Origin of the sequence: Amycolatopsis sp. MJM2582, assembly GCF_000754115.1 — a bacterium.
Lineage (GTDB): Bacteria > Actinomycetota > Actinomycetes > Mycobacteriales > Pseudonocardiaceae > Amycolatopsis > Amycolatopsis japonica.
Window position 1 is genome coordinate 1,001,747 of the sequence record NZ_JPLW01000003.1, and the last position, 20,030, is coordinate 1,021,776.

General features: G+C 70.0%; 21 protein-coding genes. 8 read left to right on the forward strand and 13 right to left on the reverse strand.

Features of this window, described 5'->3' with window-relative positions; all coding sequences use genetic code 11:
* Nucleotides 1-176: 176 nt before the first annotated feature.
* The 3 genes from ED92_RS23505 to cofC are packed head-to-tail and all read right to left on the reverse strand — an operon-like array spanning nt 177 to nt 4,076.
* Complete coding sequence (locus ED92_RS23505) at nt 177-1,112, reverse strand: NUDIX hydrolase (protein ID WP_037342064.1); 936 nt, start codon at nt 1,110-1,112, stop codon at nt 177-179.
* Nucleotides 1,109-3,412, reverse strand: a complete 2,304-nt coding sequence (locus ED92_RS23510; protein WP_199755183.1) for an RNA degradosome polyphosphate kinase — start codon at nt 3,410-3,412, stop codon at nt 1,109-1,111. The genes ED92_RS23505 and ED92_RS23510 overlap by 4 nt, the downstream gene beginning before the upstream one ends.
* Nucleotides 3,413-3,470: 58 nt before the next feature.
* Nucleotides 3,471-4,076, reverse strand: a complete 606-nt coding sequence (gene cofC / locus ED92_RS23515) for a 2-phospho-L-lactate guanylyltransferase (RefSeq protein ID WP_037342065.1) — start codon at nt 4,074-4,076, stop codon at nt 3,471-3,473.
* A 90-nt stretch (nt 4,077-4,166) separates the two neighbouring features.
* On the opposite strand from cofC, the gene ED92_RS23520 reads away from it, so the two are divergent.
* The 3 genes from ED92_RS23520 (at nt 4,167) to ED92_RS23530 (ending at nt 6,675) form a co-directional block, all read left to right on the forward strand.
* Nucleotides 4,167-4,910, forward strand: coding sequence for a 1-acyl-sn-glycerol-3-phosphate acyltransferase (locus ED92_RS23520; protein ID WP_037342066.1), 744 nt, complete (start codon nt 4,167-4,169; stop codon nt 4,908-4,910).
* Entirely contained in the window at nt 4,910-5,923 is a 1,014-nt protein-coding gene (locus ED92_RS23525; RefSeq protein WP_200882740.1) for an NAD(P)H-dependent glycerol-3-phosphate dehydrogenase, read from the forward strand. The genes ED92_RS23520 and ED92_RS23525 overlap by 1 nt, the downstream gene beginning before the upstream one ends.
* A 272-nt stretch (nt 5,924-6,195) precedes the next feature.
* Entirely contained in the window at nt 6,196-6,675 is a 480-nt protein-coding gene (locus tag ED92_RS23530; RefSeq protein WP_037342068.1) for a cysteine dioxygenase family protein, read from the forward strand.
* Between the two features lie 46 nt (nt 6,676-6,721).
* Here the strand turns inward: ED92_RS23530 and ED92_RS23535 are convergent, their stop codons facing one another.
* The 6 genes from ED92_RS23535 to ED92_RS23560 form a co-directional block, all read right to left on the reverse strand.
* The gene (locus tag ED92_RS23535) at nt 6,722-7,735 is read right to left on the reverse strand and encodes an asparaginase (protein WP_037342069.1); all 1,014 of its coding nucleotides are present in this window, start codon (nt 7,733-7,735) and stop codon (nt 6,722-6,724) included.
* Between the two features lie 455 nt (nt 7,736-8,190).
* Entirely contained in the window at nt 8,191-9,015 is an 825-nt protein-coding gene (locus tag ED92_RS23540) for a bifunctional 2-polyprenyl-6-hydroxyphenol methylase/3-demethylubiquinol 3-O-methyltransferase UbiG (RefSeq protein WP_037342070.1), read from the reverse strand.
* Complete coding sequence (locus ED92_RS23545) at nt 9,012-9,392, reverse strand: VOC family protein (RefSeq protein ID WP_037342072.1); 381 nt, start codon at nt 9,390-9,392, stop codon at nt 9,012-9,014. Before ED92_RS23545 ends, ED92_RS23540 begins: the two co-directional genes overlap by 4 nt.
* A gap of 42 nt (nt 9,393-9,434) precedes the next feature.
* Entirely contained in the window at nt 9,435-10,172 is a 738-nt protein-coding gene (locus ED92_RS23550; RefSeq protein ID WP_037342073.1) for an FAD:protein FMN transferase, read from the reverse strand.
* Entirely contained in the window at nt 10,169-10,588 is a 420-nt protein-coding gene (locus ED92_RS23555; RefSeq protein ID WP_037342075.1) for an FMN-binding protein, read from the reverse strand. Before ED92_RS23555 ends, ED92_RS23550 begins: the two co-directional genes overlap by 4 nt.
* Before the next feature lie 17 nt (nt 10,589-10,605).
* On the reverse strand, nt 10,606-11,943 hold the full coding sequence (locus tag ED92_RS23560; protein ID WP_037342595.1) for a ferric reductase-like transmembrane domain-containing protein: 1,338 nt from the start codon (nt 11,941-11,943) through the stop codon (nt 10,606-10,608).
* Nucleotides 11,944-12,089: 146 nt separating this feature from the next.
* On the opposite strand from ED92_RS23560, the gene ED92_RS23565 reads away from it, so the two are divergent.
* Both ED92_RS23565 and ED92_RS23570 read left to right on the forward strand, forming a co-directional pair.
* Nucleotides 12,090-12,785: a response regulator transcription factor gene (locus tag ED92_RS23565; RefSeq protein ID WP_037342077.1), complete on the forward strand. Its 696-nt coding sequence runs from the start codon at nt 12,090-12,092 to the stop codon at nt 12,783-12,785.
* Nucleotides 12,782-14,218, forward strand: a complete 1,437-nt coding sequence (locus ED92_RS23570) for a cell wall metabolism sensor histidine kinase WalK (RefSeq protein WP_037342078.1) — start codon at nt 12,782-12,784, stop codon at nt 14,216-14,218. The genes ED92_RS23565 and ED92_RS23570 overlap by 4 nt, the downstream gene beginning before the upstream one ends.
* Nucleotides 14,219-14,296: 78 nt before the next feature.
* Here the strand turns inward: ED92_RS23570 and ED92_RS23575 are convergent, their stop codons facing one another.
* Nucleotides 14,297-14,950: a pyridoxamine 5'-phosphate oxidase family protein gene (locus tag ED92_RS23575; RefSeq protein ID WP_037342079.1), complete on the reverse strand. Its 654-nt coding sequence runs from the start codon at nt 14,948-14,950 to the stop codon at nt 14,297-14,299.
* 81 nt (nt 14,951-15,031) lie between these two features.
* On the opposite strand from ED92_RS23575, the gene ED92_RS23580 reads away from it, so the two are divergent.
* On the forward strand, nt 15,032-16,390 hold the full coding sequence (locus ED92_RS23580; RefSeq protein ID WP_037342080.1) for a PLP-dependent aminotransferase family protein: 1,359 nt from the start codon (nt 15,032-15,034) through the stop codon (nt 16,388-16,390).
* 33 nt (nt 16,391-16,423) lie between these two features.
* The gene (locus ED92_RS23585) at nt 16,424-17,392 is read left to right on the forward strand and encodes a zinc-binding dehydrogenase (protein WP_037342081.1); all 969 of its coding nucleotides are present in this window, start codon (nt 16,424-16,426) and stop codon (nt 17,390-17,392) included.
* Between the two features lie 4 nt (nt 17,393-17,396).
* Here ED92_RS23585 and ED92_RS23590 read toward each other — a convergent pair whose 3' ends face one another.
* Nucleotides 17,397-17,939 carry a DUF3515 domain-containing protein gene (locus ED92_RS23590; RefSeq protein ID WP_037342082.1) on the reverse strand — a complete coding sequence of 181 codons (543 nt, stop codon included), beginning with the start codon at nt 17,937-17,939 and terminating at the stop codon, nt 17,397-17,399.
* Nucleotides 17,940-17,958: 19 nt separating this feature from the next.
* Nucleotides 17,959-18,192: an Lrp/AsnC family transcriptional regulator gene (locus tag ED92_RS23595; protein WP_007031456.1), complete on the reverse strand. Its 234-nt coding sequence runs from the start codon at nt 18,190-18,192 to the stop codon at nt 17,959-17,961.
* A gap of 133 nt (nt 18,193-18,325) precedes the next feature.
* Between ED92_RS23595 and ED92_RS23600 the strand changes: the two genes are divergently transcribed.
* Complete coding sequence (locus tag ED92_RS23600) at nt 18,326-19,282, forward strand: thiamine-phosphate kinase (protein ID WP_037342083.1); 957 nt, start codon at nt 18,326-18,328, stop codon at nt 19,280-19,282.
* Here the strand turns inward: ED92_RS23600 and ED92_RS23605 are convergent.
* A complete protein-coding gene (locus ED92_RS23605) occupies nt 19,279-20,025 on the reverse strand; it encodes a GNAT family N-acetyltransferase (RefSeq protein ID WP_037342084.1) in 747 nt (248 codons plus the stop codon). The genes ED92_RS23600 and ED92_RS23605 overlap by 4 nt on opposite strands.
* Nucleotides 20,026-20,030 lie beyond the last annotated feature (5 nt).

Genomic DNA, 20,030 nt, shown 5'->3' on the forward strand with positions numbered 1-20,030 from the left:
CCCTTCGCATGTCGCGAAAGCCACTTTCGCGACATCAGACGTCCCGAAAGTGGCTTTCGCGACATCCTCGCGGTACGCGGATACGCCCAGCCAGACCTCAAATAGCCCTGTAGCGCGTGAAGGCCTCCTTCCCTCGGCTCAGCCGAGGGAAGGAGGCCTTCACGCGCTATGAAGCCTCAGGGATGAGCGGGCGCGGGCGTGGGCAAAGGCGACGCGAAATAGTCCGCGGCCACCAGTACCGGCCCGTCCTCTTCGGTCGGCGCCCGGAACGACAGCACCCAGAACGAGCCCTTCTTCGACGGCACCACACCACCGCGCGCGGCGGTCAGGTCGACGCCGTCGCGGTCGGCCAGCGCGCTGACGACGTCCGGGATCACCCCGCCCTGGCTGGAGATCACCGGCGTCCCACCGTCTCCGGCGATGGCCAGCAGCCGGGCGACACCGAGCACCGGGTCCGGCCAGTAGCCCTCTTCCGACAGCAGCGGCTCGTGCCGGATCTCGACCCCGAGATCCTCGGCGAGCCCGTTCACCGTTTGGACGCAGCGGAGCCGCGGCGCCGAAAGCACCCTGCCGGGCGCGTAGTGCCGCAGCAGCGAACGCAAAGCCTCGGCCTGACGCTGGCCCGCGTCCGACAGCGGCCGCAGATCGTCGTCGCCGTTCCACTCGTCGCGTTTACCCGCTTTGGCGTGCCGCACCAGGATCACCGTGGTGAGTTCGGGCGGCAGCGCGGAGAACTCGCGCAGCACCCGGACGTCGCCCGGCCGCGTCAACAGTTTCTCCGCCGACTCCGTGTCGAGCCAGCGCAGCTCGTCGACTTCCTCGTTCGGCGCGAACGCGCCGGAAACCGCGTGCGCGGAGAAGTAGTCGACGGTCTTCGGCGCTCCCGCGACGGTGTATTCGGTCCGCACCAGATACCGGCCGAGCACCGCTTCGAATCCGGTCTCCTCGGCGATCTCCCGGACCGCCGCGCCCGCGATGGTCTCGCCCGGATCCAGCTTTCCCTTCGGCAGCGACCAATCGTCGTAGCGCGGCCGGTGGACCAGCGCGACCTCGATCCGGTCTCCCTGACGACGCCAGAGAACGGCTCCCGCTGCCCGCACGGTCCCGCTCATCCCGCCGCTCCGTGCCGCTTCGCCAGTTCGACCTGGTGGTCTCGGACGTCGTCCCCGGACGCGGGGAACGGGGTCCACTCGCCGGTCGAGTTCAGTACCCAGCACCGGGTCGAGGGGTGCAGCGCGGATTCGAAGATGTAGTCCAGCTGCGCCGTGAGTTTCGGATCCTTGACCCGCACCAGCGCTTCGATCCGGCGGTCCAGGTTGCGGTGCATCATGTCCGCGCTGCCGATCCAGCGCGTGCCGCCGGCGAGGAAGGTGAAGATCCGCGAGTGCTCCAGGAACCGGCCGAGGATGGAGCGCACGTGGATGTTCTCGCTCAACCCCTCCACGCCCGGCTTCAGGGCGCAGATCCCGCGCACCACGATGTCGACCGGGACCCCGGCCTGCGAGGCGTGGTACAGCGCGTCGATCACCTGCTCGTCGACGAGCGAGTTGCACTTGATCCGGATCCCGGCGGTCTGGCCCGCCCTGGCGAGCTCGATCTCCTCGCCGATCGCGCGCACGATGCCGCGCCGGATCCCGTGCGGTGACGTGAGGATGTTGCGGTAGGTGTCCTGGCGGGAGTACCCGGTCAGCACGTTGAACAGATCCGTCAGGTCCGCGCCGATCGTCGGGTCGGCGGTCAGGATGCCGAGATCCTCGTACAGCCGCGCCGTCTTCGGGTTGTAGTTGCCGGTACCGATATGGCAGTAGCGGCGGATGGTCGAACCCTCCTGGCGCACCACCATCGACACCTTGCAGTGCGTCTTCAGCCCGACGAGCCCGTAGACCACGTGCACGCCCGCGCGTTCCAGCGTGCGGGCCCAGGTGATGTTGGCCTGTTCGTCGAACCGCGCCTTGATCTCGACCAGCGCGACGACCTGCTTGCCCGCCTCGGCGGCGTCGATCAGCGCGTCGACGATCGGGGAGTCGCCGGAGGTGCGGTACAGCGTTTGCTTGATCGCCAGCACCTTCGAGTCCGCGGCGGCCTGTTCGATGAACCGCTGGACGCTCGTGGAGAACGAGTCGTACGGGTGGTGCACGAGGACGTCGCCCTCGCGCAGCGTCGCGAACACCGACTTCGGCGTCTCGCGTTCACCGAACGCCGGATGCGTGGCGGGAACGAAAGGGCGGTCCTTGAGTTCCTTCCGGTCGACGCCGGACAACTGGTGCAGGCAGGTCAGATCCAGCAGACCCGGGACCTCGACGACGTCGCGCGGGTCGACCTCCAGTTCGCGCAGCAGCAGTTCGAGCATGTGCTCGCTCATGTCCTGCGCCACTTCGAGCCGCACCGGCGGCCCGAACCGCCGCTGCGCCAGTTCGCGTTCCAGCGCCTGGAGAAGATCCTCGTCCCGGTCTTCCTCGACCTCGAAGTCCGCGTTGCGGGTGACCCGGAACGCGTGGTGCTCGGTGACCTCCATCCCGGTGAACAGCTCGCCGAGATGCGCGGCGATCAGTTCCTCCAGCGGCAGGAAGGTCGCGGTGCGGACCTCGCGCGGCTGCTGCTCGATGCGCATCAGGCGCGGCACGTTGCTCGGCACCTTGACGCGCGCGAACCGCTCGGTGCCCGCCTCCGGGTCCCGGACCGTGATCGCGAGGTTGAGCGAAAGGCCGGAGATGTAGGGGAACGGGTGCGCGGGATCGACGGCCAGCGGTGTGAGCACCGGGAAGATCTGCTCGCTGAAGTAGTTGGACAGCCGGAGCTGGTCGGCGCCGGTCAGGTCGTTCCAGCCGACGATGTGGATGTCCTCGTCGGCCAGCTGCGGCCGCAGGTGCAGCTCGAAGGCGTTCGTGTGCCGCTCGACCAGGTCCTGGTTGCGCTTGGCGATGTACGCCAGCTGTTCGCGCGGGGTGAGCCCGTCCGCGCTGCGGACCGGGAGGCCGGTCTCGTCGCGGCGTTTCAGCCCGGCGACCCGCACCATGTAGAACTCGTCCAAATTGGACGCGAAGATCGCCAGGAACTTGGCGCGTTCGAGCAGCGGCTGCGACTCGTCCTCGGCCAGTGCGAGCACGCGCGCGTTGAAGTCCTGCCACGACAGCTCACGGTTGAAGTACCGGTCGTCGGGAAGGCTCCCGGCGGCCGTGGGCGCCGCCGTCACCGCGGGCGGCGCGGCGGGCAGCGCGCGGAACTCCTGGGCGGGACGGCTCGCCGAGCCACCACGCGTCGCGCGGACGGCCGTGCGCGGGGTCGAACTGTTCGTCTTCCGCGCACGGACGGGTTTCGCCGTGCCGTTGTCCGGTTCCGGTTTCGCGGCGGAGGTCTTCCGCTTCCTTGCCGAGTTCGGGGTGCCGCCGTCATTTGTGCTCACGGGCTTCATTGTTCACCACTCGGGGCGATTATGTGCGCCGCGCGCGGGTCGGCAGGGTGAACTCTCGTCACATCGGCACGCAGGGTGTTCCCAACAGCGTTGAAGTGCGCTTTCCGACACCGAGGGTGCGGACGTGAGCGAGATCATCCGCGGTGTCGACGTCGGCGCGAAGCGATTCCGCGGCGATCGTGAGCGGGGTCGCACCGGAGGCGGTGTGCGCCCGCGCGGAACCCGTGCCGAAGCGGGGTGCCAGCGCCTGCCCCGCGCCCGCGAGCAACAGGGTGGTGCCCGTTCCCTGCCGGTCCGCGACGAACGCCCGTTGCCCGGCGGCCCCGGCCAGCGCGGCGGTGAGGTCTTCGGTCCGCAGCGCGGGCAGGTCGGCCTGCAGGGCGCCGACGAGACCGGACGGCCTGTCCCGGCGCAGCAGCTCCTCGCCGTGGCGCAGGGCCGCGTTCAATCCGCCGCGCGACGGTTCGGTGACGATTTCGACGCCCAGCTCGGTGAGATCCGCCACCGACGCCGGGTCGGCGGCGACCACCAGCACCCGCCGGACCCCGTCCGCCGAGGTCGCCGCGGACAACGTGTCGTAGGCCAGCGCCAGCACCAGTTCGGCGTGCCGCTCGGGCACCACGGCGCCGCGAAGCCGTGACTTGCCCTCGGCGGGGCGTTTCATCGGCACTATCAGGTCAAAGCCCACACGGTCCACATCTCACTTCTTACCCGACCCTCCCTGGACCGCGCTCGTATGCGCGCGGCAGGATCAATGGCCTGGGACGACACGTGTGACTTCGAGGAGGACGAATTGGCCCGGCGTGAGAAGGGCGGCATCTGGGTGGGCATCGCCGCCGCACTGTTCTACCCGGCGACGGCCATCGGCAAGCGGGTCTACCGCAACGCCGAGCGGATCCCCCGCGAAGGCGGCGCGCTGCTCCTGCTCAACCACGTGTCCCACATGGACCCGGCGGTGGACGCGGTGTTCGTGCACCGGCAGAAGCGGGTGCCGCGGTTCCTCGGCAAGGAGAGCCTGACCAGGACGCCGCTCTTCGGCAAGATCTTCGTCGGCGCCGGGCAGATCCCGGTGTCCCGCGGTTCGGCCGCCGCCGGCGACAGTCTCAAGGCCGCCCACCAGGCGTTGCGTGACGGCAAGGTCGTGGTGATCTATCCGGAGGGGACGATCACCAAGGACCCGGACGGCTGGCCGAAGAAGCCGTTCACCGGGGCCGCGCGGCTCGCGCTGGAGACCGACGTGCCGGTGATCCCGATCGCCCGCTGGGGCACGAACCACATCTTCAACGGCTACACGAAGAAGTTCACGCCGTTCCCGCGCAAGAAGATCACGCACCTGGTCGGCGAGCCGATGGACCTTTCGGCCTACAAGAACGGTTCGACCCGCAGCGCGTCCAAGCTGCGCGAGGTCACCGACCTGATGATGACGGAGATCACCGCGCTGCTCGCGGAGATCCGGCAGGAGGAACCGCCCGCGAAGAAGCCGGAGGACGACGCCTGATGGCCGAGGTCCAGCGGGTGACCGTGCTCGGCGCCGGATCGTGGGGGACGGCGTTCGCCAAGGTGCTCGGCGACGCCGGTCGCGACGTGACCATGTGGGCCCGGCGGCCCGAGGTCGCGGCCGAAATCCGGGAGCGGCATCTCAATTCGTCCTATTTACCCGGTATCGAACTGCCGGAGCGGATCACCGCGACAGCCGATCCGGCCGAAGCCCTCGACGGCGCGCAGGCCGTGGTCCTCGCGGTGCCGAGCCAGACGTTGCGGACCAATCTCTCGGAGTGGTCCGGTCTGCTGCCGTCCGACGCGATCCTCGTGAGCCTCGCGAAGGGTGTCGAGCTGGGCACGCTCAAGCGGATGAGCGAGGTCATCGCCGAGATCGCGCGGGTCGACGACGGGCAGATCGTGGTCGTGTCCGGGCCGAACCTGGCGAAGGAGATCGCGCTGGGGCAGCCCGCGGCGGCGGTGCTGGCGTGCACCGACCACGACAACGCCAAGGCGATCCAGCAGGCGAGCTTCAACCAGTACTTCCGGCCGTACACCAACACCGACGTCGTCGGCTGCGAGCTGGGCGGGGCGTGCAAGAACGTCATCGCGCTCAGCTGCGGGATGGCGGCGGGGCTGGGGCTGGGCACCAACACCACGGCGACGCTGATCACCCGCGGGCTGGCCGAGATGGCCAGGCTCGGCGCGAAACTCGGCGCCGACCCGCTGACCTTCGCCGGGCTCGCCGGTGTCGGTGACCTGGTGGCGACCTGTTCGTCGCCGTTGTCGCGCAACCGGACCTTCGGCGAACGGCTCGGCCGGGGCGAGACGCTGGAGCAGGCACTGGCGGCCACCGGCGGCCAGGTCGCCGAGGGTGTCAAGTCGTGCACGTCGATCCGGGAACTGGCGATGGGGCTCGGTGTCGACATGCCGATCACCGACGCGATGCACCGCGTGTGTCACGAAGGTGTCGACCCGCGGCGTGCGGGAGCCGAACTGCTCGGGCGGTCGCAGAAGCACGAGTGGTCCTGAGACCGCAATATCGCGACAGACCGGGGCGGATCCGTGTTGCGAGCATGGACGTCAGGTGCGGAACTCACGGTCCACGGTATGAGATCTGTTGACCGCCGGGCTCCGCACTGGTTCGCTGGGAGCATGTTCGCACGTGGGATGACTGTGTCGCGGGGCCTCTCGGGTCTTGGTGCGGTCGCGTGCGCGCGTTTTTCGTGTGCGCAGTGCTGTTGTCGGTGAACCCAGCCCCGACCCCCTGCTCGACACCTTCTTTCTTCTGCGAGGACACCTCCATGTTCGCCGTCCCGGACAACACGCTCGTCATTCCCGAAAACCCCGCCCTGCGTCACCCGGTGCGCGTCGCGCTCGAATTCGCCGCGGACCGTGACCGCTGGCGGCACCTGCTGCGTTACGACCCCGACGAGCGCTTTTCGGCGCTCGTCGACGCGGACGAACTGCAGGAGATCTGGTTGATGAGCTGGCTGCCCGGCCAGCACACCGACCTGCACGACCACGAGTTCGCCGCGGGCGCGTTCACCGTCGTCAGCGGGAAGCTGAGCGAGACCGTCGCCCGGCGGGCGGCCGACGGGCGGGCCGTGACCGAACTGCACTCGCTGTCGGAAGGGCAGTCCCGCGTCTTCGGCCCCGGCTACATCCACGAGGTGCGCAACGACGGGCCGGATCCCGCCGTCAGCGTGCACGTCTACCGGCACCGGCCCCGCGCCATGCGGCCGTACCACCTGGACCCCATCTCGGGCCCCTCTCGCGTTTAGTCCTCTGAATGCGTTCCTTACGCATTCAGAGGACTAAATGCGGGCATCAGGCGAGGTCGCCGCGCAGGCGGAATTCGGCTTCGACGCGCTCCCGGGAGGCGCCGGTGGCGAGCAGGGTGTGCAGCAGGAGCCGGGATTTGCGCGGGTCCAGCCAGCCCGCCATCGTCGCGCCCATCGCGATCAGATCCGACTCCGAACCCCGGAAGCCGTAGGTGCCGCGGAACGTCGGCCCGGCCCCGGTGCGGCCGGCGACCACGATCGGCACCTCCGCCAGGGCCCGCTCGATCACGTCGGCGGACCCCGCCGAAACGTGCCCGGCGCCGTTGGCGGCGAGCACCACTCCCTTGACCCCGGCCTTGACCAGTGTTTCCAAGAGTTCGCCGGTGTCCTCGACGCCGCTCTCGACGATCGGCACCAGCCCGGAGAAGTCCGCGTTCTCCAGCGGCAACGCCGCCGGACGGGCGGCCGCCGGGTGGAAGTAGTGCACCAAACCCTCGCTGACCAGCGCGAGCGGGCCGGCGGGGGCCGAGGAGAACGCCTCGACGTGGCTCGAATGCGTCTTCCGGACCCAGCGCCCGGCGTGGACGTCGTCGTTGAACGCGACCAGCGAGCCGCGGCCCCGGCTGCGGGGATCGGCGGCGACGGTCAGCGCGGCGAGGATGTTCCCCGCGCCGTCGGCGCTGGGCAGGCTGGGGTTGCGCATCGCGCCGGTGATCACGATGGGCGCCTCGGAAGCCCACGTCAGCTCGAAGAAGTACGCGGTCTCTTCGAGCGTGTCCGTCCCCTGGATCACGACGACGCCTTCAGCGCCTTCGTCGACGGCCCGGGCGGCCCAGTCCCGCGTCCTGATCAGGGTCGCGAAGTCCATCGAGGCGCTGGAAATCCCCGCCAGCGTCTCCGCGCGGACGTCCATCTCGAGGTTCTCGCCCAGTTCGCCGAGCAGGTCGGCGGCGGTGAGCCGGGGGACGGCGTGGTCTTCGCCGTCACCGGGGACCATGGAGATGGTGCCGCCCAGGGCGGCGACTGCGACAAGGGGCCGTTTCTCAGGGGAGACGCTCATACGGACATCTTCCCAAAACTTTGTGAAGGGCAAGGCGAATGTGGCGCGATGCCGAGGCGCGTCGCGGCGCGGACAGAAGCGATGTCCTGAAGGCCACCTTTGAGACATCCAGCGTCCCGAAGGGGGCCTTCAGGACGCCATGCCTGACAAGTACGTGAAGGCCCCTTCCCTCGGCTCAGCCGAAGGGCCCGGCAAAGTCGCATAAGCGCTGGTCGGTGCCACTCTTGATGACTCGGGCTGGATGTCCGTTTGATGCGCATATGCACGATTTCCGGTCGGGGTCGTGAGTGGCGATGAGGGTTCTAACGCTCATTGCCACTCACGACCCCTGTGTAATACGCCTGAATCGGGCACCGTCACCCCGAAAGTGTCTCTTGTGGACATTCGAGAAGGCGGCAGGCCGATGCAGTGAGCCCCCGTCAGTCGCTTGACCAGTGCTTATGCGACTTAAATGCTCACCGTGCCTTGACGGCCTCGATGGTGAAACTCGCCGCCAGCCGCTGCGGATCCTCGGTCAGCCGCCATTCCTCGGTCGCCTCGTTCAGCGTCATGAATCCCGGCAGCGCGTTCCACGGCACGCTGTCGTGCTCCACCAGCCGCGTCAGTGTCAGCCCCGCGTCGAGCAGCGACATGACGATCTCGCCCAGCCCGTGGTTCCATTCGTGCGTCCGGTTGTGCTGGAACGAAACGTCGGTGTCCACATAGGTCCCCGGCTCGTCGAACACCAGCGGTTCGGCCTGCTCGAAGTACGGGTATTTCGGCGTTATCTGCGGCTGCGTCTCGTCGAGGGTGCCCAGCATCGGATGCATGTCGCGGATGAACAGCCGTCCGCCCGGCTTCAGCAGCTGCCCGACGACCTGTCCCCAGCGGGCGATGTCCGGCAGCCAGCAGATCGCGCCGATCCCCGTGTAGACGAGGTCGAATTCCCCGGCGCCCAGCACGTCGGCGGCACTGTACACATCGGACTCGTGGTAGTCGATCTCCGCGCCGGTCTCGGCGGCCAGCCGTCGCGCGATCTCCAGCGCGGGCGCGGAAAAGTCGAGACCGGTCATCCGGGCGCCGAGGCGGGACAGGGAAAGCGTGTCCGTGCCGATATGGCACTGCAGGTGGACCCCGCGCGCCCCGGAGACATCGCCGAGCAGCGGCTGGTCGAAGGTGACCACGCCGCTGAGATGCGTCGGATCCGCGACGAACTTCTCGTAGCCGTAGTCGGCCGAAGCGGCGTGCGCGGGAGCGCGTTCGTCCCAGTTCGCCCGGTTGACCGTCACGTAATCCGTCACGACGTCGCGGCCTTCTCGGCGGCGCTGCGCAGCACGCAGAATTCGTTGCCTTCGGGGTCTGCGAGGACGGCCCAGCCGGTGCCGTCGGGATTGCGCCGGTCGTGCAGGAGGGTCGCGCCGAGCTTCAGTAGACGCTCCACCTCTTCGTCGCGCGGGATGTCCGGGGTGAGGCAGAGATGGATCCGGTTCTTCACCGTCTTCGGCTCCGGGACCTGCCCGAAGAACAGCGTGACACCGTTGTCCATCTCGATGATCGCCTCGGGATCGCCGGGCTGATCGTCGTCCGCCATCGGTTTGCCGACGACACCGCTCCAGAACCGGCCCAGTTCGTAGGCGTCGGCGCAGTCGAAGAAGAAGTTCTGTACGACAGAGGTCATGACGCCGCAGTCTGCCCGAGCCCGCGGAACCCGGCCAACGGTTTACGCCAGCCGCAGCCCCGGCGACCGGTGCACCTGCCGTTCCGCGTCGATGACCAGCACCTGGCAGCCCGGCCGCGACGCGACCCACGCGATCCCTTCCGTCCCCATCGCGAAGGCGGCCGTCGCGAGGGAATCCGCGGTGACGAGGTCGTCGGCGGCGACCGTGACGCTCAGCAGCCCGACGGGCGGGCGCCCGGTCCGGCCGTCGAGGATATGCGCGCCGCGTTCGTATTCGGCCGACGTCGCGACCGCGCCGCCGGAGGATTCCACCACGGCGCAGACCGCGTCGGGCCGTTCGGGATGCCGGATGCCGACCCGCCAGGCGCGCCCGGGTTCCGGTTCGCCGGAGGTGATCACGTCGCCGCCGGCGTTGATGCAGAACACGTCCAATCCCTCGGCCAGCAACAGCGACGCCGCCTGCTGCACCGCCCAGCCCTTGACCACCGCGTTCGGATCGAGCCGCCGTCCGGGGAGCCGGGCGGTGAACGCCCCGCCGGACAGCCGTTCGTAGTGGTCGCACAGCGAAAGCACTTCCAGGAGGTCGTCGCTCAATTCCGAAGGCGAGAGTTCGCCGCGGTCGTAGCGGCAGACCTCGCTGTCGGCCTTGAACGGGCTGAACCGCGCGTCGACCTCCCGCAGCCAGCCGAAGACGCCGTCGATGGCGTGGTCGACGAGCCCGCCGCCCGCCCGGACGTCGACCGAGACCGGCAACCCCATCACCTGTTCGACGCGGTTCATCTGGCGTCCAGCGCCGCCTGCAGCGATTTGACGTACGACTCGCTCGTCGACGTCGCCCCGGAAACGGTGTCGATGTCGGCGCTCTGCGCGGTCAGCGTCTCCTCCTGCAGGATCGGGATCGCGTCGACCCCTCGGCCGCTCGTCGGCCGTTGCAGCAGGCGGACTTCGGCGATCTTGTCCTCGGCCGAGATCACCAGCCGCACCTGCACGGTGCCGTAACGGTTGCTCTCCACCGAGCCGTCGAGCGTGCGTTCGGCACCCTCGGACGCTCCGCCGTCCGCACTCGACGACGGTGCCGGGGCGGGTGCGGCGACGGCCACGGTCTCCGAGCCGAGCGGTCCCGGTTCGTACAGCCACACACCGAGGAACCCGGCGGCCGACAGGGCGACCGTGGCCGCGACGATGGTCTTCTTCATGATCGGGTCTCCCTGGTTCAGGCGGCGAGGCTGAAACGTTCGGCGTGGACCTGGCTGCCCGGCACCCGCAATTCCCGCAGGCTGCGCAGGGCCGCCGAGGTCATCCCGGGCGGGCCGCAGACGAAGACGTCCCGGTCCGCGATATCCGGCACCAGCCGCCGCAGATTGGGGGCGCCGAGTACCGGACCGGCCTGATCGGACGGTCCACTGAGGACTCGGACGGCCGCGCCGCGCGCCCGCGCCAAACCGATCAGCTCCGGCAGGAGGACGGCGTCGCGTTCGTCGCGGACGCGGTAGAGCACCACGACATGCCCGGAGATCTCCTCCAGCAGCGCGCGGATCGGGGTGATCCCGACGCCGCCCGCGACCAGCAGCGCGTCCGGCTTCTGTTGGTGCATCGTGGTGAACGCGCCGTACGGGCCTTCGGCGAACACCCGGGTGCCGACCTTGAGCGACCGCAAGGACGCGCTGCCGTCGCCGGCGGCCTTCGCGGTCAGCCGCAGGGTGCGGCCGTCCGGCGCGGCGGAGAGGGAGAACGGATTCGCCTGCCACCATCGATCCCGTGTCATGAAGCGCCACAGGAAGAACTGGCCCGCCCTCGCGGGCATCTTGTCGAGATCCTTGCCGGAGATGTACACCGAGACGACGTCGTGGGATTCGGGCACCACGGCGACGACCTTCAAGCGGTGCCGCAGATTCCGCGCCAGCGGCAGCACCACCCGGCCGGCGACGACGGAGCCGAGCGCGACACCCCACACCGCCCACCAGTAGACCTGGGCTCCCGGCGAAGAAGCGAACGATCCGCCCAGCGCGATTTGATGCGTGAACGCCAGCACGACCGCGGCGTAGGTGTAGAGGTGGATGAAATGCCAGGTCTCGTACGCCAGCCGTCGGCGGGCGAACCGGGCGGAGACCGCGCCGACGAGCAGGATCAGCGCGAACGCGACGACGGCGCGCAGGATCCCTTCCAGTTTGGTCACCATCGTGACGAACTCGTCGACCACACCGTTGTCCTCGACCTGCGCGTAGCCGAAGACGATGAACACGAAATGGGCGAGCAGCGTCCACAGCAGCCCGAATCCCGTCCAGCGGTGCCAGCCGGTGAGCCGGTCCATGCCGAGGCGGCGGTCGAGCCACGGCAGCCGGGCGACCAGCAGCAGCTGGAACGCCATCGTCAGCGCCCCGTACAGCCCGGCGAGCCTGCCGATGCTGATGAGCACGTTGTCCGACGGCCCGGCGGCGAAGAACAGCACGGTCACGGCGGCCACGTTGGCCCCGAGGAAGAGGAAGAGCCCGGCGCGCGCGGCGATCCTGGGCCGGATCGCCGGGCGCGGTCTCACGGCGGTCTGCGTCATGGTGGTCACACGTGGTCCCTTCCGGCCCGGTTCAAGTCCCGAGCCTGCTGTGCCAACCTGTGACCTTTCTTGGCGGAAGCTGTCGGCTTGCTGTCGTATGCGGTCCCGCCTCGCCCTCGCGCGCGCGTTCACGGAGGATGGCCTTTGTGAACACCGAGAACCCCGTGCGCCTGCTGGTGGTGGACGACGAGCCGCATATCGCCGATCTGGTGGCCACCGTCGCCCGCTACGAGGGCTGGCAGGCCGTGACCGCCGGATCGGGCGAGGCCGCGCTGGCCAAGGCGGCCGAATTCGTGCCCGACATCGTCGTGCTCGACCTGATGCTGCCCGGGATCGACGGGTTCACCGTGCTGGACAAGCTCCGCGAAGCCGGGACGGCGGTGCCCGTGGTCTTCCTCACCGCGAAGGACGCGACCGCGGACCGCGTCGCCGGGCTCACCCGGGGCGGTGACGACTACCTCGTGAAGCCGTTCTCCGTCGAGGAACTGATGGCGCGGCTGCGCGCGGTCCTGCGACGGAGCACCAACCAGGCCAAGGCCGCGGTGCTGCGGGTCGGCGACCTGACCCTCAACGAGGACACTCGCGAGGTCGCCCGCGACGGCGAACCGGCCGACCTGACCCCGACCGAATACGAGCTGCTGCGCTATCTCATGCGGCATTCGCCCACGGTGATGACGAAGGCGCAGATCCTCGACCACGTCTGGGAGTACGACTTCGGCGGCCGGTCCAATGTGGTCGAACTCGTCATCTCGCATCTGCGCCGCAAACTCGACACGGGCGACGAACCGCTGATCCACACCGTGCGCGGCGTGGGCTACGTCGTGCGGCAGGCGGCGAGATGAAGATGGTGCGCCGGTGGTACGACGCCTGGCGCCGGTCGAGGCTCGGAACCCGGCTGGCGCTCGGGCTCGGCGCGCTGGCGCTGGTGGTGTTCGCCGTCGTCGGCACCGTGATGGTCGGCATCATGAAGGGCTATCTCAACGACCGGCTCGACGAACAGCTCGCCAAGACCCAGATCAGCCAGGTGCCGTCGCTGCGCACCACGCACGGCGGGAAACCGCAGCAGGCCTACGGCTGGTTCTCCGCGGTCTTCGCGGTGCAGAACGGCGACGCGCTGCCGCAGGCGGGCGGTTCCCTGCCGCCGGACACGAAAGCGCTCGAAAAGGTCGCCGAGGACGCGACGCGGACCGAGGTCCTGCGCACTGTCTACATCGAGGACAAGGGCACGTACCGCGTCCGGGCCTGCCCGATCGAACCGACGCGGAACATCGTGCTGGTCAGCGCCGCGCCGCAGGCGGATCTGGACCGGACGGTCAGCCAGCTGATCATGGTCGAGGTCGTCGCGTTCCTGCTGGCGCTCGCGGTACTGGTGATCGCGGGACGGCTCGTGCTGCGGCGCGGGCTGCGGCCGCTGAGCGACATGGCCGGGACGGCGCACGACATCGCGTCGCACGACCTCACCACGAACGCCGATCTCCCGGTGCGCGCGCGGGCGAACGGCGGCGGCGCCGAGGTCGAGGAACTGCGGACGGCGTTCAACGTCATGTTGGCGCATCTGGATTCCTCGCTGGTCGCGCGCCGGGAAGCCAACGAACGACTGCGGCGGTTCATCGCCGACGCCTCCCACGAACTGCGCACGCCGCTCACGTCGATCCGGGGCTACGCCGAGCTTTTCCGCTACGCCGCGGCGAACGAACCCGCCGAACGCGAGGCGCATCTGGCGAAGATCCGGGAAGAGACGCAGCGGATGAGCGTGCTCGTCGACGACCTCCTGCTCCTCGCGCGCCTCGACGCGCCGGAGAGCGAACCACCGTTGCGGCTGGTCGATGTCGACCTCGCCGAGCTGGTCACCGACGCGGGAGAGGCCTTCGCGGCCGGACGTCCGGAGCATCCGCTGAGCGTCGGCGCGTTACCGGAAGGTGTTGTCCTGCAAGCGGATCCGGTGCGCCTGCGGCAGGTGTTGGACAATCTGCTCGCCAACGCCGCGGTACACACGCCGCCCGGGACCGCGGTGACGTTGTCGGCCGCGGCGTCGGATTCGGAGGTCGTCCTGCGGGTGAGCGACGCCGGGCCCGGGATCCCGCCGGAGGCGCGGGAACGGATCTTCGACCGGTTCTACCGGGTCGACACCGCCCGCACGCGCGGCAACGGCGGGACGGGGCTCGGGCTTTCGGTGGTGCTCTCGCTGGTTTCGGCGCACGGCGGGACGATCGAGGTCGAGAGCGTGCCGGGGGCGACGACGTTCACCGTGCGGCTGCCGCGCCACCGCTCGTAAGCCCCTTCCCGAGTGTCATGAAAGGGCCGTTCAGGACGAAAAATGTCCTGAACGGCCCTTTCATGACATCCGCGAGTGCTACCCGACGCGCCGCTTCACATGGTCCGGCACCGTCCACTCACCGACCAGGTCCACCGACGGCTCCGGCTCCCCGAACACGGTCCGCACCGGCAGCACCCCCGCCCACGCGAGATCGTCCGCGACCTCGTCTTCGGGATCGTCGGGACCTTCGCCGCGCATCTTCACCGACGCCTCGGTGAGGTCCAGTTCCAGCACCGAAACGGACGCGAACTCCTTCGCGTTGATGTCCCGCGCGTGTTCCCACGAACCGGGCGCGAGGTGGTCGGTCAGCACGTGGAGGCCGTGCATCTTCCGGTCGCGATCGGTGACCGCGGCGGCCTTCCCCAGGATCACCGCGCTGCGGTAGTTCATCGAGTGGTTGTTGATCGAGCGCGCGTAGACGATGCCGTCGAGCAGGGTCACCGTGACGCAGACCTCGACGCCGTCGGAGTCGCGCATACTCCTCGCCCCGGTGGATCCGTGCAGGTAGAGCGTGTTCCCGTCGCGGCCGTAGCCGGTCGGGATCACCAGCGGGACGCCGTCGCGCACGACGCCCAGATGGCAGATCAGGCCTTCGTCGAGCACCGCGTACAGCGCCGAGCGGTCGGTGAGCGCGCGGTTCTTCTTGCGGCCGAGGGTGGTCCGGTCGGTGGGAGAGAGCGGGGTGGACATGCGACCAGTCTCACCCACGAGAGTGGCCTGTAATAATGTCCAATTCTCCTATACTTGAGAAGTCCACTTCAGGAGTACGCCATGTCCGACACCGCCCTGCCGGTCAGTCTCGACCGCGATTCGGCCGTCCCGCTCGCGGTCCAGCTGGCCGACGCGTTGCGCGCGGCCGCGGGCGACGGGCATCTGCGCGGCGGGGACAGGCTGCCGTCGACCAGGGCGCTCGCGAGCCGTCTCGGCGTCAGCCGCACGGTGACGTCGGCCGCGTACGAGCAGCTCCACGCGGAAGGCTGGATCGCGGGCCGTCACGGCTCCGGCACGTATGTCACCACCACACCGCCCGCGGACCGGCCGTCGAAGGGGCCCGCTCCCGGAACACCCGCCGCGCCGCCCACGCTGGTCGACCTCACCCCGGGTGTCCCGTGGGCCGACGGCGTCGAGAAGGCCGCTTGGCGCCGCGCGTGGCGGGCCGCCGCCGATCCGCGCCCGACCTACCGCGAGGACCGGGCCGGGCTGCGCGCGTACCGGGACGCCGTGTCCGAACATCTGCTGCGTCACCGCGGTCTCGCGGCCGGAACGGTGCTCGCGACCGGCGGGACCACGGCCGCGGTGATCGAACTCGCGGGCGCGATGCTCTCGCGCGGGGACCGCGTCGCGATCGAGGAGCCGGGGTATCAGCGGGCCGTGCAGGCGTTCCGCCGGGCGGGGATGGAGGTCGTGCCCGTCCCGGTCGACGAAGAGGGCCTGCGCCCGGACGCCGTCCCCGCCGACGTGCGCGCGGTGTACTGCTCGCCCGCGCACCAGTATCCGCTCGGCAGCCGGATGAGCGCGTCGCGCCGCGTCGACCTGGTCCAGCTCGCCCGTGCCCAAGGCATGCTGGTGATCGAGGACGACTACGACGGCGAGCTGCGGTTCGACGTCGCGCCGCTGCCGCTGCTGGCCGCGCTCGCGCCCGACGTCGTCGCGCATCTCGGGACCACCAGCAAGATCCTCACCCCGGCGCTGGGCGCGGGCTGGATGGTCGCGCCCGCCCCGGTCGCGGCCGCGGTGCTGGAGTACCGCGAGGCGACCGGAACGCGGCCGTCGCCCGCGGGGCAGCGGGTACTCGCCGAACTGGCGCGGCACGGCGATCTCGGCAGGCATCTGCGGAAACTCCGGCGGGAACTGTCGGAGCGCCGGTCACTGGTGTCGGCCGCGCTGACGTCGGCGGGGATCCCGGTGCTCGGCGACGACGCGGGCGCGCATCTGGTCGTCCCTTGTGGATCCGCGGCGGAGGAGGCGGCGCGGATGGCGGCGGCGGAACGCGCCGGGATCCGGCTCGACGGGCTGGCCCGGCATTTCGCCGGGACGCCGACGGTGTTCGGGAACCTCATCGGTTACGCGGGCTGCTCGCGCGAGGCGCTCCATTCCGCGCTCAAGCCGCTGATCGCCGTGCTCGGTTGACCTCGACCAAGCTGGAGGTCATAGCTTGCGTTCATGCGTGAGATCAGAGTGTCCCGGTTCGGCGATCCGAGCGTCCTCGAGCAGGTCGAAGTGCCCACTCCCGAACCCGGCGCGGGGGAGCTCCGCGTCACGGTGACGGCGGCCGGGGTCGGCTGGCTCGACGCCCTCATCCGGCGAGGTGACGGTCCCGACGTGTTCGCCGTCGAGCCGCCGTACGTCCCGGGCGGGGCGGTGGCGGGCACCGTCGACGCGGTGGGCGACGGCGTCGACGAAGACTGGCTGGGCAAGACGGTCCTCACCCACGCGCCGGGCGGTTATGGCGGGGGATACGCGGACACGGTCGTCGCGCTGCCGGACGACACCTTCGCGATCCCGGAGAAGCTGGATCCCCGGCACGCGGTGGCCCTGTTCGACGACGGCAGTACCGCGCTGGCGTTGCTGGAGAAGACCCCGGTCGCCGCCGGCGAGCGGATCCTGGTGATGCCGGGTGTGGGCGGACTCGGCAGTGTCCTGGTGCAGCTCGCCCGCGCCGCGGGCGCGACGGTCGTCGCGGCGGTCCGAGGTGAGGAAAAGGCGGCGATCGCGCGGAAACTGGGCGCCGAGCCGGTCGACTACTCGGCGGCGGACTGGACGGGGGAGGTCCTCGCCCGCACGGGAGGCCACCGGCTGGACGTGGTCTTCGACGGCGTCGGAGGTGAACTGGGAGCCGCCTCCCTGGCCTTGCTGGGCAACGGCGGCCGCTTCTCCGGCTACGGCATGTCCAGCGGGGCGGAGACCGTGATCGGTGACGCCGACCGCGCCCGGCTGTCCGTTGTGGACATGGCGCAGCTGGTCGGGTTCTGGCCCGACAACGCGCGCCGGGTGCGGGAGATCCTGCGGCGGGCGGCCGGAGGAACGGTGACCCCGGTCATCGGCCGGACGTATCCGATGGCCGAGGCGTCCGCCGCGCACTCGGACATCGAGGCGCGGCGGTACACCGGGAAGAGCCTGCTCCTGCCCTGAGCGCTCAGAACCGCAGCGGCACCGCGGGGAGGTTGGCGGCGATGACGTCCGAAACGGTCTGGAGCGGCCCCGTCCCCGCGGTGTTCGGCACAGTGAGCGCTGTGTAGACGGGCCGGTCCACCACGAACCACGTCGCGGTGCCCTCACCCTCGACCTGCAGCCACTGGACGGTGTTGATCGTCCGCAGCTGCGAGGTCCGGGTCAGCTCCGGCGGCTTGCCGAGACCGCACCGCAGGACCACTGGATCGCCGGTGCCCCAGCCGATCGTCGCCTCGGGGGCCGGATCGGCCAGCGTCCGCCGGACCAGCGTGGTGCCGGACGACGTGAGCTCGTGGGGGAGCGCGCCGATGAGTTTCGCGCATTCGGGTGACCCCGACTGCGGCGCCGGGACCGGGACGAGCGGGAGCGGACCGTCCGCCGCCGGGGCGTCGGATTCCGCGCCGCGGGTCAGCCCGAAGACGGCCACGCCCGCGACGAGCAGGATCGCCAGGCAGGCGGCCGCGATCAGCAGAGGTTTCGGCGGAGCGCCGGTGTCCGTGTCAGCCACCGGACCACTACACCACCTCTTACAGATGCACCACCGGGCAGGTCAGCGTACGCGTGATGCCCTCCACGTTCTGCACCTTGGCGACCACGAGCTGGCCGAGCTGGTCGACGGTGTCGGCGGCGGCCTTGACGATGACGTCGTACGGGCCGGTGACATCCTCCGAACTGGTGACACCGGGGATGGTGGAGATCTCCGCGGCGACCGCGGCGGCTTTGCCGACCTCGGTCTGGATGAGGATGTATGCGTGGACCACGGCGCGCCCCTTCGTAAAAGTCGGCTCAAGGTAGGAACGTTGTAGCAACGTATCGCCAGCCCCGGGAAAAACCTAGGGCTTCCGACTATCGGTGATCGATATTTGTCCGGACAAGGGAAAGTGGAGGTGACGGGTGTCACCGAACGACGGCACGGTCGCCGGGACCGGTGAATTCCGGTTGATCGAAGCGGTGACGGCAGGCCGGAAACAGCCGGAGTCGACCCTGCTCGGACCGGGGGACGACGCGGCCGTCGTGGCCAGCCCGGACGGCCGGACGGTGGCGTCCACCGACGTCCTCGTGCAGGGCGTCCACTTCCGGCTCGACTGGTCCAGTGCCGAACAGGTGGGCCGCAAGGCGGTCGCGGTGAACCTCACCGACATCGCCGCGATGGGCGCCCGCCCGACGTCCGTCCTCATGGGATTCGCCTGCCCGTCGGACACCCCGACGGCACTCGTCACCGAACTCACCCAGGGCATGTGGCTCGAAGCCGATCGCGCCGGCATCGGGATCGTCGGCGGCGACATGGTGCGCGCCGACCAGATCGTGATCAGCGTCACCGCCCTGGGCGACCTCGGCGGCCGGGAGCCGGTGACGCGGTCCGGTGCGCGGCCCGGCGACGTCGTCGCGGTCTGCGGACGGCTCGGCTGGGCGGCCGCCGGTCTCGCCGTGCTCGGCCGGGGTTTCCGGTCACCGGTCAGCGTGGTCAACGCGCAGCGCTGCCCCGAACCGGATTACGAGGCGGGCATCCGCGCGGCCGACGGCGGCGCGACGTCGATGATCGACGTGTCCGACGGGCTCCTGTCCGACCTCGGCCACATCGCCGAGGCGTCCGGCGTGGGGATCGACGTGCGGACGGCGGATCTCGACGTGTCGAGCAGGCTGACCGAGGTCGGGACCGCGCTCGGCGCCGACCCGCTGAAATGGGTGCTCACCGGCGGCGAGGACCACGCGTTCGCGGCCACCTTCCCCTCGTTCGCCGAACTGCCGGAGGGCTGGACCGAGATCGGCGTCGTCACCATGCCGGATTCGGGGGTCACGGTGGACGGGAAACGGTACGGCCACGACAGCGGCTGGCAGCACTGGCGTTAGGAGCGTGAAGCCCACCAGGTCGACTCGCCGGCGACGGTGAAGCCGAGGGATTCGTACAGGGGCCTGCCCGCTTTGGACGCGGTGAGGGTCACCGGCTTTTCCGCCAAGGGGACGAGGGAACCGAGCATCACGGCTCGCCCGACGCCCCGGGAGCGGAAGGCCGGCGGCGTGCCGACCCAGTAATGGCTGCCGAAGCCGTCCTCGACGACGGTGACGCACGCCCCGGCGACCTCGCCGTCGAGCCGCGCGACGAATACCTCGACCCCCGGCTCGTCGAGCAGGGCCATCGGGAACAGCTCTCCCGCGCGGTAGGGCTCGAACCGGTCGAGTTCGAAGCCCGCGATGACCGCGCGTTCGGCGGCTCGCAGGTCTTCCTCCCCGTCGACCCGGGCCACCTCCATCGAGGGTTCGGCGACCGGGGAGGGCGGGCGCAGCATGACGGGCATCCGCCAGCTGCGCATATCCCCAAGGTGGCTCAGATCGGTGACGCTGAAGGGATCTTCCGCGTCCACAGGGCCCTTCGCCCGCCCGGCGAGCTCCGTGATCTCCGCCACCTCGGCGTCGGTGAGGCCGGGTTCCTGGATCAGGACACGCAATCCCGCGCGCTCGTCACCGGCGACGGCGAGAAAACCGTTGCGGCGGATCACTTCGTGACCGCGGGAGCGGCCGGTGGCCGCCCAGAAGGCGGCGGAGTTGCGGGCCTGGCGGAGTTGCGCCTCGTCGAGGCCTGCTTCGATCGACATGAGCA